Source organism: Affinundibacterium flavidum (assembly GCF_014284175.1).
Lineage (GTDB): Bacteria > Pseudomonadota > Gammaproteobacteria > Burkholderiales > Burkholderiaceae_D > Undibacterium > Undibacterium flavidum.
This window is the reverse complement of the sequence record NZ_JACOGA010000008.1, coordinates 170005-184295: the sequence shown is the minus strand read 5'-3', so window position 1 is coordinate 184295 and position 14291 is coordinate 170005. Positions and strand designations below refer to the sequence as shown.

The 14291-nt window shown below is 44.3% G+C and carries 13 protein-coding genes; 7 read left to right on the top strand and 6 right to left on the bottom strand.

The features are described 5' to 3' along the window. Window positions 1–161: 161 nt before the first annotated feature. Window positions 162–1037 (top strand): response regulator, encoded by an 876-nt coding sequence (locus tag H8K55_RS10175; RefSeq protein ID WP_186941983.1) that lies wholly within the window; start codon window positions 162–164, stop codon window positions 1035–1037. A 163-nt stretch (window positions 1038–1200) separates the two neighbouring features. On the opposite strand, the gene H8K55_RS10170 is transcribed toward H8K55_RS10175, so the two are convergent. Then, on the bottom strand, window positions 1201–2334 hold the full coding sequence (locus H8K55_RS10170) for a hypothetical protein (protein WP_222612435.1): 1134 nt from the start codon (window positions 2332–2334) through the stop codon (window positions 1201–1203). Between the two features lie 11 nt (window positions 2335–2345). Next, the gene (locus tag H8K55_RS10165; RefSeq protein ID WP_186941981.1) at window positions 2346–3428 is read right to left on the bottom strand and encodes a lipase family protein; all 1083 of its coding nucleotides are present in this window, start codon (window positions 3426–3428) and stop codon (window positions 2346–2348) included. Window positions 3429–3964: 536 nt separating this feature from the next. Here H8K55_RS10165 and H8K55_RS10160 point away from each other — a divergent pair. From H8K55_RS10160 to H8K55_RS10150, 3 genes are all read left to right on the top strand, one after another. Next, entirely contained in the window at window positions 3965–5080 is a 1116-nt protein-coding gene (locus tag H8K55_RS10160; RefSeq protein WP_186941980.1) for an aromatic ring-hydroxylating oxygenase subunit alpha, read from the top strand. A 336-nt stretch (window positions 5081–5416) separates the two neighbouring features. Further along, window positions 5417–6361: a DMT family transporter gene (locus tag H8K55_RS10155; RefSeq protein ID WP_186941979.1), complete on the top strand. Its 945-nt coding sequence runs from the start codon at window positions 5417–5419 to the stop codon at window positions 6359–6361. Between the two features lie 9 nt (window positions 6362–6370). Continuing rightward, a complete protein-coding gene (locus tag H8K55_RS10150; RefSeq protein WP_186941978.1) occupies window positions 6371–7246 on the top strand; it encodes a sulfurtransferase in 876 nt (291 codons plus the stop codon). A 2-nt stretch (window positions 7247–7248) separates the two neighbouring features. On the opposite strand, the gene H8K55_RS10145 is transcribed toward H8K55_RS10150, so the two are convergent. Both H8K55_RS10145 and H8K55_RS10140 read right to left on the bottom strand, forming a co-directional pair. Beyond that, a complete protein-coding gene (locus H8K55_RS10145; RefSeq protein WP_408057967.1) occupies window positions 7249–7953 on the bottom strand; it encodes a ZIP family metal transporter in 705 nt (234 codons plus the stop codon). Between the two features lie 304 nt (window positions 7954–8257). Beyond that, on the bottom strand, window positions 8258–8587 hold the full coding sequence (locus tag H8K55_RS10140) for a hypothetical protein (RefSeq protein WP_186941977.1): 330 nt from the start codon (window positions 8585–8587) through the stop codon (window positions 8258–8260). A gap of 275 nt (window positions 8588–8862) precedes the next feature. Between H8K55_RS10140 and H8K55_RS10135 the strand changes: the two genes are divergently transcribed. The 3 genes from H8K55_RS10135 to H8K55_RS10125 all read left to right on the top strand — a co-directional run bounded on the left by H8K55_RS10135 (window position 8863) and on the right by H8K55_RS10125 (window position 12612). Then, window positions 8863–10065 carry an RCC1 domain-containing protein gene (locus H8K55_RS10135; RefSeq protein WP_186941976.1) on the top strand — a complete coding sequence of 401 codons (1203 nt, stop codon included), beginning with the start codon at window positions 8863–8865 and terminating at the stop codon, window positions 10063–10065. Window positions 10066–10260: 195 nt separating this feature from the next. Continuing rightward, on the top strand, window positions 10261–12039 hold the full coding sequence (locus H8K55_RS10130) for a PglL family O-oligosaccharyltransferase (protein ID WP_186941975.1): 1779 nt from the start codon (window positions 10261–10263) through the stop codon (window positions 12037–12039). Window positions 12040–12063: 24 nt separating this feature from the next. Next, entirely contained in the window at window positions 12064–12612 is a 549-nt protein-coding gene (locus H8K55_RS10125; RefSeq protein ID WP_222612433.1) for a hypothetical protein, read from the top strand. Window positions 12613–12625: 13 nt separating this feature from the next. On the opposite strand, the gene H8K55_RS10120 is transcribed toward H8K55_RS10125, so the two are convergent. Beyond that, entirely contained in the window at window positions 12626–13138 is a 513-nt protein-coding gene (locus tag H8K55_RS10120) for a glutathione peroxidase (RefSeq protein WP_329605017.1), read from the bottom strand. Beyond that, on the bottom strand, window positions 13135–14271 hold the full coding sequence (locus tag H8K55_RS10115; RefSeq protein ID WP_186941974.1) for a PilT/PilU family type 4a pilus ATPase: 1137 nt from the start codon (window positions 14269–14271) through the stop codon (window positions 13135–13137). The genes H8K55_RS10120 and H8K55_RS10115 overlap by 4 nt, the downstream gene beginning before the upstream one ends. Between the last annotated feature and the right edge of the window lie 20 nt (window positions 14272–14291).

Sequence of the window (14291 nt, the reverse complement as noted above, 5' to 3'; positions counted from 1 at the left end):
TATATTCAAAGCGGTTGCATGTTGTGTAAATTTCTCAAATTGAACTTGAACCTTGAATTGGCGTTGTTATCCTGAAGAATTGCCCGGCTTTTTGCTTATCTTTGGGCGCTTTATTGTATGATCCGTAGACTGATATTCAAAAAACAAAACCAGGTTAAGTAATGACTCAATCCACTTCCATGGTGGCTGCTCCAGAAGCCAGCCGTCGTTTTATTCTAGAAATGCGTGGATTTTCAGATGCTGAAAAAAGCATGCTAAGTTCCACTTTCCGTCTGACAAGTCGACGTCAGATGTGTTACGTCGAAGCAGATGAATCAGATACGCGCGCCGATATTTATTTAATTAACGCCGATAATCCTGAAGCGCTAGAAGAACTTGCACGCAGAAATATTGGCGTGCCAAATGCACACTCGCCAGCTGTAGTCATCGGTAGAACCCCAGTAGAAACGCCTTGGCCTTTTGTCGCCAAACCGATCCATTGGATGCGTTTGTTTGAAAATCTTGATCAGGAAATGCAACGTGCTTTGCGTGAGCGCAGCACGCGTGCCGCCGTCAATAATGATTGGGACGGCGCGACTATGCGACGCTCTAGTGATCAAAAAATCAGTGTCGCACCAACGCCAGTTGAAACACCTGTGCGCGAAACTGTGCTGGTCGTTGATGACAGTGCAACTGTCCGTGCATTTATGCGTATCAAGTTATCGCCGTTCCAGTTCGATGTTGATTTTGCCGAAACTGGCGAGCAGGCGATCGAAAAAGCTAGCGCAAAAGCCAATGATAAGCCGTATAACTGCATTTTTCTCGACATCATGATGCCTGGAATCGATGGCTATGAAGTGTGTAAGCGCATCAAATCGAATCAAAAAACTAAATCTTCAGCAGTGGTGATGTTGACTAGTAAGTCTTCGATTATCGATAAGTTGCGTGCGAATTGGTCAGGTTGTGATTCTTTCTTAAGTAAGCCAGTTTCAGAGGATGATTTGCTGGCCACCATCGCTAAATTCTTGCCTAGTGCACGCGATATAGCTAAAGCTTAATTTTTTTGCGAAATTGAAAAGCGCTGCAACCGAAACTGGGAGCAGCGCTTTTTTATTGATATATGATCAAGGACATGCGGTATGCAAGTTGATGTGATCGTGTCCAAAGACGTTCATTTACCTACATTTGTTTAGTCATCAAAATGGAGTGAGCAAAAAATCCTTACTGACCGAGTGAATTCTTAAGCTGTAAGGCTTTCTCTTTTGAATTGTCAAAAGCCTTTAATAAATCGACCGAGAAAAATATTCCTGTCTTGCCATCACGACGAGTTACTCCCAAGGCATATTTGTTATCCACATACAAAGTAAGGCCATGTCCAATGGATTTGACGTCAGCACGGTCAGAATACAAACTAGTGAGGCTTAAACCTAAAGGTATTCGACCATCATTTTTCTTCCAAAAATTGACACCAAGCCATTCGACACTTAATGCTTCTTTAGTTCTTTGTCCTGCCGGTGCCCCAGATACATGCTCGAATACAATATTGGGATGCAAGACGAACCATTGACGTGCTGGCGGTCCTGTTAAACTACTAGCCTTGGTGCTAGATCCGTGTTCAATGAAGCTGGTCCATGCCAAATCGAGAAAGCTTAGTGCGCGGGCATTCTTCCAATAATCATTCCATTCTTTTTCAACATCATCTAAATGCTGAATCACCAGTCCTGCACTTAGTTTGACGAGTGTGAATTGGTATGGGGCAATGGCGTCGCTGAAATCTTTCAAAAGCGTGCTGCATTCTTGCTTGAGTTCAGTTTTTTCACGGCAAGTTGCTTCATCCGACTCTGTAACTTGAACCACTTCTGAAAAATTGGAAAACCGAAACGCAGATTTTCCTATGCCCACACTTGAGAATGTAGATAATTTTTTAGGGCGTTCTAATTGCAGAAAATAATAGGCTGTGCGATCTTGCATTTCACCTTCAAAGTATGCCGCTTGGCGGTTCACTTTTTCTGCCAAGCTAGTATTCGAAAAAGTACTTTCTAGCGTTCGGCGCGCCTTCTGACCAAAGTCAGAGAACGCAGCAGACAGTGCTTGGGTATCTCTTGTATTCGCTTGATTTAGTTGTGTGCAAACTTTTTTATCGAGTGCCACTGCCTCTTCTCGTAGTGCTGCAAAGTAGGTTGACGAAGCCACATATTGATTTGACTGACATTGCTTTTGAATTGCGGCTACTTGTTGTTCCACCTGATTCGCTGTAACGTTCATCTGTTGGGCGGCGCAGGTAATGCTAAAGAGAAGTGTGGCGATGAGTATGGCAGTATTTCGCCAAATTGAATTTGGTGCTTGGGTCATCATGTGTGCCTTCTTTATAAATGTTGAATCAGCTGCGCAGCTGTTTGCAGTGCTTTAGCAGTATCTAGCCAATTTGACCAATGCTGAATGTCGGATTTCACCAAATCTTTAAATACGGTGTCTGTGATGTCTCTTACGGCATCTTTGGCGTGCTCCGCGTATTGTTGTTTGATCGCGAGGATTTCACTTTGTTTAACATCGAATTCTTCGATCAATAAATAGAGTAGTGGGACAGTTACCAAGGGATCCTCAACGTATCCCGTAAACGAGTGCGTATTTGGTTCAAGCACAACGCGCGTTTGAATATCTCCATAACAGTTTTCGTAGTCAACTTCGGAAATCCAAGAACCATTCTGTGGTGGATCAAACCGTGATAGCCATGTGAAGGGGTCGAGTTCATGATGGATGTTGAGGAAGCTGTTCGTACAGCCAGCGATGCCAGGTTTGACGATACTACTGTATGGTGAGGTCAAATGATTGAAGTGATTGAGTATTCGGGAAACATTGGCAATCATCGAGATTGATTTCAGCTTGTGTTCACCAATATTTAAATTTTCAAACACATTGCTTGGGTCACTTTCTGGCCGGTATAGAAGATGTAAGGTGTCGTGTAGCACCGCAGTGCCTAAGCTATGCGCAATGATGTGTACTTTGTCCTGTCCATAGTTTTGAACAAGTTGCGCAATTTGTTTGCCAAGGCTCACACGTATGCTATTTCCGAGCAGGGTTGTGTAGAAGATGACGTCCAACCAATGCGTGTAGAACATCTTGTCAGAACCAAAATTTTTATCGAGTCCAATCAATGTTGCGGTCATTGAACTGATGTCGCCAGCACCGCTGATCGCTGCCAAGCGGGCTTGAATTGTTTGACTTTTTTCGGCCATTTTATTGCGCATTTCGTCGAAAAAAACACTGTAGTTAAACTCGACTAGGTCAACGTAATCCTCAATTTTTCTCTCTTTAAATCCGGAAAATTGTTGTAAGCCCTTGTTAATGCTAGTTATAAAGGATTGCCCAAATTCTCCTAAAGCCTGATCGGAGGTTTTCGCAAAACTTCCCATTCCATGAATAAGTAAGACGACATTTTTGTGTGGCATAGTGACCTCTACTAATTAAGTTGAATAGTAAAAAGAGCAGCGAACCTTGGAAGGTATCGTCGCTTGGCTGAGTTTATTTCTGCGTAAGTAAGAGTTCTATGTCCAAGAAATATAGCTCGCAAAGTAAGATTGAAAGAGTAAATAAGTAAGCTATTTTTTCATTTTTAAATAAAAACTCTTGATGTTATTTATATTGAAGAGCAACTACATATTGCCAAGTGAAAAATCTAGGCAATTTGATATATGCAAGATTCGTTCCAGAATCAAGTTAGCGGGAAGCTTCAAAAAAAATAGGGAATAACGACGACGTAGCCTGAAGTTTGCATGGCTTTGAGGTAAATCATTGATGAAACAAGACCTTAGAAAGGCTTTCGGGTATAATCCCGCGTTCTGTCCAAAATTTCCTCATCAAGTGCGTTTGCTTATCGCTTGTTGTTCCTTGTTTGAATTTTCGACGCTGGTGAAAATCACTCGAAAATAGGTTTTTGTGGATTCTTTCTCTCTTAGGTTGGTGCAAATTAATTTGGGGGGTGGGGATGTCCGATCTGGCTTCTTTGTCTACATTAGCGCGTTCTGACGCGCAACTTCCGGTGCATGTTTATTTTGATCAAGCCTTGTTAGCGCGCGAGATCAAACAATTATTTCAATCTGGCCCACGCTATGTCGGTCACGAATTGATGGTTCCTAACGTCGGCGATTATGCAACGCTCGCTTCTGAGAATGAAGGGCGTATGCTGGTGCGCGGCAAAGATGGTATCGAATTACTCTCAAATGTTTGCCGTCATCGTCAGGCTTTAATGTTTGGCGGCCCCGGCACTACTGGTCGTGGTAACACCAATCATATTGTTTGCCCTTTACATCGTTGGACTTATGATCTGAAAGGCGAGCTGATAGGCGCGCCGCATTTCAAAGATACTCCTTGCCTGAATCTGTCACGTACACCAATTCAAAATTGGAACGGTTTGCTGTTTGAACAAAATGGCTATAACGTGATGGAGAAAATGGGAATCCTATCCGTGACTAAGGATTTGGATTTCACCGGTTACATGCTTGATCACGTTGAAGTGCATGAATGCGATTACAACTGGAAAACTTTCATTGAAGTTTATCTTGAAGATTATCACGTAGAGCCTTTTCATCCTGGCCTCGGTAGTTTTGTCACGTGTGACGATTTGAAATGGGAATTCGGTGAAGACTACAGCGTGCAAACTGTCGGTGTGCATAAAGGCTTATTGAAATCTGGTTCCGCCAAATATCAAGCGTGGCAAGAACAAGTCTTGAAATTCCGTGGTGGCGAGCCGCCAAAATATGGCGCGATCTGGCTGACTCTGTATCCAAATATTATGGTTGAATGGTATCCGCATGTGTTGGTCGTATCGACATTGTGGCCAACCGCAACTGGTAAGACTAAGAATGTAGTCGAGTTCTACTATCCGGAAGAAATCGTTTTGTTTGAGCGTGAATTCATCGAAGCAGAACGTGCCGCGTATATGGAAACCTGTATCGAAGATGATGAGATCGGTGCACGTATGGATGCCGGTCGTAAAATTTTATTGGATCGCGGTGAGAATGAAGTTGGCCCGTATCAATCACCGATGGAAGATGGTATGCAGCACTTCCATGAATGGTATCGACGTAAGATGACGTTCTAAGTAATTACACCATGGGGAAGCAATGCTTCCCCATACTTTTTTCTGTTCAGTATTTTGTAGCGAAATTTAAAAAATATTATCCTAAATTTCTTAGTTGGACGGGTTCGAGTGTGCATTTTTCCGCGTCTTTGGCAAGGCGCGACGACGAAGCAACCTCCACGTTGATAGGAGGAGGATACTTCACCGAAGTATCGAAAAAGTCCAAAGGCGCGGAAAGGTGTGCAATCGTACCCGTAGCGCTCTCACTAAATTGGTGGACAGAACAAACACAACGAAAGTCAAAAAACATGCGGCTCAACAAACGAAATTTAGCGGTCAACTAAGGAATTTAGGATTATGCAAGCACTCTGGATGTTGGTCGCCACTTTTCTGTTTTCTTTGATGGGGGTTTGCGTCAAACTTGCCTCCGAAACTTATAACACAGCAGAGATAGTGACTTATCGTGGGGCAATTGGAGTTATCGGTATTTACTTCTTGATGCGCTGGCAAAACGGCACGCTGCGCAGCACGATGGTGAAAGGGCACATCTGGCGCGGTATTTTTGGTGTGACTTCTCTTTGGTTATGGTTTTATTCGATTTCGAAATTGCCTTTGTCTTTATCGGTGACGCTCAGTTATATGTCGTCCATTTGGGTTGCGGTGATTTTGTTCGCTATGTCTTGGTGGAAAAATCGGGGTAAAGATGTCGTGCATTTGCCTCCACATCTGGTATGGTCGATATTATTGGGCTTTATCGGCGTCGTCATGCTATTGCGACCAACGATACGAGTGGATCAGCTGTCAGATAGTTTGATCGCTTTGTGTTCCGGATTTATTGCAGCCATGGCGTATATTCAAGTGCGTCAAATGGGTGTGGCGGGTGAGCCTGAATATCGCGTGGTTTTTTACTTTTCATTGGTCTGCACGATGATGGGTGTACTCGGTCAATTCTGGCATTTCAATACACTCACAGAATCGCAGTTGGCGGCGCATGTGGATCACCATTTACTTGATCCAAAAGGGATCGCGCTCTTACTCGGTGTCGGCATTTTTGCCATGATCGCGCAGTTAGCGATGACACGCTCCTATCGACTGGGAAATCCCTTGGTTGCAGCGAATTTGCAATATGTAGGTATCGTGTTCACGAGTGCCCTTGATGTCATGATCTGGAAGCTCAATTTGAGTTGGATCAGTTGGTTGGGAATTGCAGTTATTTTGGCAAGCGGTATGATAGCGTCTTCGTTCAATAGTAACTCTGGTTCTAAGACAAATGAGTCTGATAGTGCCAGCACAGCGTCCTAAGGAAAATTTATGTTTACGACTTTGATTAGTGCAACGCAACTTGCTGAACAATTGGCTGCACAAGCAACAAAAAATCATACGGTGATCGTCGATTGCCGTCATGATTTGATGGATGCTCAGGCTGGCAAAAATGCTTACGATGCTGGACATATTCCAGGCGCAGTATTTGCCAATCTCGATACCGATTTATCTGGCAGTAAATATGATGCGGCGGGCGTTTTTGCCGGTCGTCACCCTTTGCCTAAGACAGAAGATTTGCTTGTCGCTTTACGCCGTTTGGGAATTCGTCAAGATACGCAAGTCATTGCCTACGATGCACACGGCGGTATGTTTGCTGCACGTTTGTGGTGGCTGCTGCGTTCTATTGGTCATGCGCAAGTGGCAGTCTTGGATGGCGGTATCGCCGCCTGGATCAGCGCCGGGCAGGCTGTGCAAACTGAGTCAGTCAGTAATGTGGCAGGAAATATTGAAGTACAGGACAGTTTAACCAAACAGGTGAATGTGCAAACTGTGCTGCAAAATTTGCAGGTGGAAACGGATGCGAAATTACAAGTCATCGATGCGCGCGCAGCAGATAGGTTCCGCGGTGAAAATGAAACTATGGACCCGATTGCCGGCCATATTCCCGGAGCCAAGAATCGCTTTTTTAAAGATAATTTGCAAACCGACGGACGTTTTAAATCTGCCCAAGAATTGCGTCAAGAATGGCAAAGCCTGATTGCTGATCCGACCAAGGCCATCATGCAATGCGGTTCGGGCGTGACGGCTTGCCATAATTTATTGGCTTTGGAAGTGGCTGGTTTGAGTGGTGCGGCTTTGTATCCGGGATCGTGGAGTGAGTGGTGTGCTGATGCCTCGCGCCCAATAGCGACAGGCGCAGTTTAGATTTAATGCTGATGCTGGGTCATAAACAACACCAGTATCACACCACAGCTAACCAAAATAATTTGCGGTATGGTTTCTTTTAAACTCGCACGGCGCTGCATTTGTGGCATCAGATCACTGACCGCAATATAGATAAAACCTGACGAAGCCAGCACTAATACATAGGGAATCAAGTTGCTGGCTTGGTCTAGCGTAAAGTAGCCAAGCACGCCACCGATCACCGCCATCAAACTGCATAAGAGATTGTAAATATAGGCACGGGTGCGTGAAAATCCTGCGTTTAACAAGACGATAAAGTCACCAATTTCTTGTGGGATTTCATGCGCGATAATTGCCAGCGCGGTGACCATACCCAGACCTGGATCAGCCAAAAATGCGGCTGCGATCAAGATACCATCAGTGAAGTTATGCATGCCATCACCGATCAAAATCATCCAACCTGCTTTACCCGCTTCGTGCGCATCATGACCATGTTCATGATGATGACCATCACCTTCGTGATGATGTGAGTGGCGCAAGATCGCAAATTTTTCTAGTAAGAAGAAGGCCAGCAAACCACCGAGCAGACAGGCAAATAAGGAGCGTGGATCTGTGCCCGACTCAAAAGCACGAGGTAGCGCGTGCAATAGAGATGTCGATAACATGATGCCTACCGACAAGCTAACCATGCGTTCGACCAATTTGGACAATAAAGTAAACGAAAAAATCGCGGCGAAGCTAATGCTCAACACGCCTGCGATGGCTGTCGTAAAAATGATGGAAGTCAGGGTGGAATGAATTTTGAACCTCGAAACGAGAAATATGCAACTTTGTTGCAATTAGACCATAAATCATTCATTTCTGCAATTTAGAGTCTTTTTGCTAGCACCTTTGAGTGGCTATTGTTCAGCCATTAATGAACAACTAATGACCTATTAATGTTCTATAAATACTTGACGATTGATTGATGATGAGTGGGTGCTAAGCAATCATTTACTGCAAAATTCGAGGAGCTAGGCCACTTAATTAAGCCTAATCAGCTTTGCAGTTTTTTAGTTTTTCTTTCGTTTTCTTAATTTCTTCCAAGCGCTGCTCATCTTCCATTAGTATCGGCTCGCCTTGTGCATTTTCGCCTGTCGTTATTGGAAGACCACTAAGCAGCGCGTTTAAGCGTTTCTGATTTTGGTAGCATTTTTCCTCATCACGCCTTTGTTTATCACGCTCTAGAGTCGCTTGTTCTTCTTTTTGTTTTTGTCGTTCCTTAAATTCGATTTCTTTCGCCCATAAGCTTTGCGTTGGCTTTTTTTCTGCCGGTTTTTGACCTAGGCCATTTTGTACCGGTGTGATTTCAATCTCTTTCACTATGGTGCTACCCAGCGGGCAACGACTCGCCAGAATTTTGCGGCCTTGTGCATCTTTGCATTCGAAGGTTGGTGTTTGAGCATGGGACGTGAGGTTTAATAGCGGCAAAAGAAATATTAATAGTGCAATGTTTTTTATGCGAGCTTGCCCAAGTCGTCGCATGTAAGAGTAAATCTGAATATTCATTCAATTTCCTTTTTCTCAATTAATGAAGGAGTAATTTGTTACAATCTCACGTTTTTCTATTAAATGTTGTCCCACGATCAGGATCGATTATGAATTTGAAATTATGCTCCATCGCTTTGTCCTCCATCACCTGCTTGTTGAGTGCCTGTGGCGGTGGTAATTATCAGGATGAATCCATGTCAAAAGCGGGTTCTCCACCACCAGCACCTGCACCACAACTCAGTATTGCTAACGAAGATCGATTATCCGGTAATTATCTTCATACCTTGGCTTTGAGCACAGACGGTAATGTCTACGCCTGGGGCTATAATTATGAAGGTCAATTAGGCAATAACGCGCTGGGTTATTCTACTATACCTGTACAGGTCAAAGGTTTAAGTGCGATTGCTGCGGTAAAGACGGGTGAGCATCACTCGGTAGCTTTACATAATGATGGTAGTTTATGGGCTTGGGGTAGTAACGCCAATGGTCAATTAGGGATGTCTCAAGTGATGGCGACCCGCGTACCTATGCGTCTCACTGGAATTAGTTCTGTAAAAGCAGTGGCTGCTGGTCAAAATCATACTGTGGCACTTAAGACTAATGGTACGGTGTGGGGATGGGGACGCACCGCAACTTCCTACACAAACTTGCCAAAAGAAATTAACGTCAGCAATGTAAAAGCATTGGCAACGGGTGCAGATTTCACAGTCGTATTGAAAAATGACGGAACTGTTTGGGCTTGGGGTGTTAACGATTATGGCCAACTCGGCAACGGCACGTACAATAATTCCAGTGTGCCAGTACAGGTTTCTGGTTTAACAAACGTCAAAGCAGTAGCTTCAGGTCAATCTCATACATTGGCTCTGTTGAATGATGGCACAGTCAAAGCTTGGGGTAGAAATAGTGCTGGGCAATTGGGAAATGGTAGCTTGAGAACAAATAATATTCCCAAATTTGTTTCTGGCTTAACTGGAGTAAAGGCGATTTCGGCTGGTGCCTACAATAGTATGGCATTGAATGTGGATGGTAATGTTTCTGCTTGGGGTGCGAACGCGCAGGGACAATTGGGCAATGGCAGCTATCATATGGAATCGACGCCTGTTCGCGTCATGACCGTGGTGGATGCCGTGTCTATTTCAACTGGCACTGCATTTGGCTCCGTCATTCAACGTGATGGACAGGCTTTGACATTTGGCGTGAATGCAACAGGTCAACTGGGTAACAACCTAGCCATCAATTCAACTAAACCAGTCCGTGTAGTTGGTTTGAGTGGAGTAAATACTTTGAATTTGGGAAGTGCGCCGCACTAAGTAGCGTGAAAATGACTGAAGTTTCAGTAAATTCAGTCATTGCAGATCCATAAGATGATGAGTGTATCTAACGATGCACTCATCATTTTTATTTCCACTGATGAATAGCAAAGGCTTGGTAACGCGATAAAAACAAGCTTGGTATCATGCTAGGCATTTTGTAGTCAATTCACGCAGGCAGACTGAAATTTGAATATGCTATCTTCTTTGCATCAACAGCATCTGTCACTAAAACTCACTGGCATGTTGGCAGCGTGCATGTTCAGTTTGCCATTTGTATTGCCGTGGCATTCCATGCCAATTCCTTCTTTTTATTCTGAAGTGCTGGCGATGTTTTTTGGCTTGCTTGCTGCACTAACTTTACTAGTGTGGACGATACGTCAAAAGCAAGCAAACAGTGCGCCGGTAATCATCTTATTACCCTTCTGTTTTTTACTTGTGATCGCCGCGCAATGGATAGGTGGCTATTTTTCCTATGGGAGTAAGGCGCTGATTATTGCTGCTTATCTAGTTTGGATGGGAATTGTCATCTGGACCGGACATACGCTGGCAAAGTATGACGATGATGCCAAAATTAATTTCGATAGCATCCACTTGATCGCGGGTTTTTTGGCGCTAGCGGGAGTTATCAACGCCTTGTTTGGCATAGTGCAATATGTGGGTATTCCTCCAGTCTTGCAAACTATGATCAATCCACGGCTTGCACCTGGTGCGGGTGTGTTTGGCAATATCGCTCAGCAAAATCACTTCGCCAGTTATCTGACACTTTCTCTGTGCTCGATTCTGTATTTGTATCAGCAAGCGCGACTGGGTTTACGCTGGGCTTTGCTTATTGCTTCGATCCTAATTCTTGCAATGATACTTTCCGCATCACGTAGCGTGTATTTGTATGGTGTATGGCTTGCTTTCGTTTTTGTTGTTGGATCTAAGCTGGGTCGATTCAAATTTCATTTTTCTTGGCGTATCTCTTTGTTAGTGACTGTTTCTATCTTGGTCACGTTGGCATTACTGATCAAATTGGATGTACCTCAGTTGCACAGATATTGGCAATTCTCAGAAACGATAGGTGCACGCGTTTATCTGTGGCAGCATGCGTGGCAAATGTTTGTGAATTATCCGGTGTTGGGCGTAGGCTTTGATGCTTTTGCTTATCAGTTGATTCAACAATTAGCACAGGCTGGCGTGGTAAATCAGTGGGGCATAGATCAATATGCACATAACCTCATTTTGCAAGTTTTAGCTGTTAGCGGGATAGTGGGTTTTGTGAGTTTGATGTTGCCATTGATATCTTTGGCATGGACTCAACGCAAATTTCAACACACGTCACGACGGCGCTATATTTTTGCCTGTATGGGAATTTTGGCGATTCATAGTATGCTTGAACAGCCTTTATATTATGCCTATTTCCTTGGTATCGCGGCCTTCTTTCTGGGGTATGTCGATGTGCGTTCAGTGCGCCTGCCTGTGGCAAAAATATTTCAAATAGGATGTGTCCTCGTGCTACTGTGTTTGATCGCATTCATGTCAAAGACGAGCTTAGACTTTTATTGTATAGAACAAGGTCTATTTGCGATTGAAGAAACGCATGGCATGGAGAATTCAACTTCACGAGAAGCATTGATACAATCGCTTAATCAGCGTAGTTTGTTTCAAGCAGAATTAGAAGCATATAGCCCTTCCAGCTTTGTTTCTGTGCAGGCCTCAGTGAAGCAGAAACTCGATTTGAATACGCGTTTATTGCGGACTGCTCCCGTCGAAGAAGTCGTTTATAGGCAGGCATCGCTTCTGGCGGAAAACGGACAAATTGCTGAAGCAAAACAACAGTTACGTGCGGCGATGTTGGCTTATCCGGCAGCGATCGACACGTACTTGCCACGCTTCATTTGGCTGGGACAAAATGATGCCAATACATATCAAGAATTAGCACAATTTGCCGAGCAGGAAGCGGCAAGCTATAAACGGAAGCAACCTTAAATGGCAAACTGGCGAGAGTGAAATATGTATGATACTGAGACGAGCTTAACTGCAAGTGCAACAGTCGTTTCATCGACTGCGCATCCGTATTGGCAAACAATGTGTGATTTTGTCGAGGGCTTGGGAATCACTATCATCTTCCGCCAATTACATGCCCCGACCTTTTTACCTGGTCTAGACCTAGGGCCAAATTGCATTTATGTCGATAGCGAAAAGCTCCTGTATCCAGGCGATCTCTTGCATGAAGCGGGACATCTTGCAGTGACAACTGCGCCACAACGTGCTGCAGTTGGTAGTGCGGCTTTAGAGTTGCCATGGCCTACCGATGGTGAAGAAATTGCCGCTGTTTTGTGGTCGTATGCAGCGGCAGTTCATTTAGAGATACCTTTAGAAATAGTGTTTCATAGCGAGGGCTACAAAAATGAATCAGGCTGGTTAATCGATCATTTTCAGCAAAAGCAATTCATAGGTCTGCCATTGCTGCAATGGATGGGGCTTTGCTACGATGAACAGCAAGCTCCTTTGCATCAGGCGCAGCCATTTCCGGTAATGCGCAAATGGATGCGGGATTGATTCTGCCTGAATTTTATTGCGGTGTTTGTGTTGATTTTGCCAGCAATGGCAATATGTCCGCTCGTATGTCTTCAGGCGTGGTTTGAGGTGGATAACGCTTGACGACCTTGCCATCTTGATCAACTAGGAATTTAGTAAAATTCCACTTAATCATTTCGGTACCCAACACCCCTGGTGCGTGTGATTTTAGATATTGAAATAGTGGATGCGCCTCTTTACCATTCACGTCAATCTTGTCAAATACAGGAAAACTGACGCCATAATTTCTTTCGCAAAAATCAGCAATATCCGCAGCGGAACCTGGTTCTTGAAATCCAAATTGATTGCAGGGAAAAGCGAGTACGCTAAAGCCTTGCGGCTGTAATTCGCGATACAGCTTCTCTAAGCCCTGATATTGCGGCGTATAACCGCAGGCGCTGGCAGTATTCACGATTAACACTACTTGTCCTGCGTATTGTTGTAAGTCGACTGTCGTGCCTTGCAGATTGTTTGCCTGAAATGCCAGAGCGCTTTCCGGCACCATCATATGATGCCCAGATGTTGTGTTCCCGCAGAGAGATCGCGATTGCTGGCGTCTTTGCCGCGCAATTTGATGGCTAAGCGCAGTTCGTTGACGGAGTCCGCATTGCGAAGAGCATCTTCATAGGTAATTAAATCTGCTTCATGTAAATTAAACAGAGACTTGTCGAAAGTAATCATGCCTAATTCTTCGGATTTTTTCATGATCTCTTTGATTTCGTGCACGTCGCCTTTGAAAATCAAATCAGAAATCAATGGCGTATTGAGCATAATTTCAATCGCAGCAACCCGGCCTTTTTGACCGCGCAAAGGGACTAATCGTTGTGAAATCACGGCCTTTAAGTTTAAAGATAAATCCATCAACAACTGCGGACGGCGCTCTTCTGGGAAGAAGTTAATCATCCTATCTAAAGCCTGATTCGCACTATTTGCATGCAAAGTCGCCAGACATAAGTGACCTGTTTCAGCGAAGGCAATCGCCAGATCCATGGTTTCGCGTGAGCGGATCTCACCAATCTGGATCACATCGGGCGCTTGGCGCAGAGTGTTTTTTAGCGCAATTTCCCAATCATCTGTATCAATCCCAACTTCGCGTTGTGTGATAATGCAATTGCCATGCGGATGCACATATTCAATTGGATCTTCAATGGTGATGATGTGGCCGTAACTATTCGCATTCCGGTGACCGACCATCGCGGCCAGTGTAGTGGATTTACCGGAACCAGTTGCACCAACCATAATCACCAAACCACGTTTGGTCATTGCGATCTCTTTGAGTTGTGCCGGTAGACGTAATTCTTCAAATGTTGGGATCGCAGACGTAATCGTACGCAATACCATACCCACACGACCTTGTTGCAAAAACGCAGAGACGCGGAAGCGCCCCAAGCCAGGTGGATTAATCGCAAAATTACATTCTTTAGTTGATTCAAATTCTGACGCCTGTCTATCATTCATGATCGCGCGAGCCAGATCCACCGTATGTGCTGCTGTTAATACTTGATTTGATACTGGTGTAACCTTGCCATCGATTTTAAAAGCCGGTGGAAAATCTGATGTGATAAATAAATCTGAACCATTCTTACTCAGCATTAGCTTGAGCAAGTCGTTCATAAATTTGGTGGCCTGATCGCGTTCCATGACATTTCCCTTTTTTCTTG

Excerpts from the sequence above, each read along its gene's own strand:
- H8K55_RS10175 (WP_186941983.1), top strand. The coding sequence starts at position 162 with ATGACTCAATCCACTTCCATGGTGGCTGCTCCAGAAGCCAGCCGTCGT.
- H8K55_RS10170 (WP_222612435.1), bottom strand. The coding sequence starts at position 2,334 with ATGATGACCCAAGCACCAAATTCAATTTGGCGAAATACTGCCATACTC.
- H8K55_RS10125 (WP_222612433.1), top strand. The coding sequence starts at position 12,064 with ATGTATGATACTGAGACGAGCTTAACTGCAAGTGCAACAGTCGTTTCA.
- H8K55_RS10150 (WP_186941978.1), top strand. The coding sequence starts at position 6,371 with ATGTTTACGACTTTGATTAGTGCAACGCAACTTGCTGAACAATTGGCT.
- H8K55_RS10130 (WP_186941975.1), top strand. The coding sequence starts at position 10,261 with ATGCTATCTTCTTTGCATCAACAGCATCTGTCACTAAAACTCACTGGC.
- H8K55_RS10160 (WP_186941980.1), top strand. The coding sequence starts at position 3,965 with ATGTCCGATCTGGCTTCTTTGTCTACATTAGCGCGTTCTGACGCGCAA.
- H8K55_RS10155 (WP_186941979.1), top strand. The coding sequence starts at position 5,417 with ATGCAAGCACTCTGGATGTTGGTCGCCACTTTTCTGTTTTCTTTGATG.
- H8K55_RS10165 (WP_186941981.1), bottom strand. The coding sequence starts at position 3,428 with ATGCCACACAAAAATGTCGTCTTACTTATTCATGGAATGGGAAGTTTT.
- H8K55_RS10135 (WP_186941976.1), top strand. The coding sequence starts at position 8,863 with ATGAATTTGAAATTATGCTCCATCGCTTTGTCCTCCATCACCTGCTTG.
- H8K55_RS10115 (WP_186941974.1), bottom strand. The coding sequence starts at position 14,271 with ATGGAACGCGATCAGGCCACCAAATTTATGAACGACTTGCTCAAGCTA.
- H8K55_RS10120 (WP_329605017.1), bottom strand. The coding sequence starts at position 13,138 with ATGATGGTGCCGGAAAGCGCTCTGGCATTTCAGGCAAACAATCTGCAA.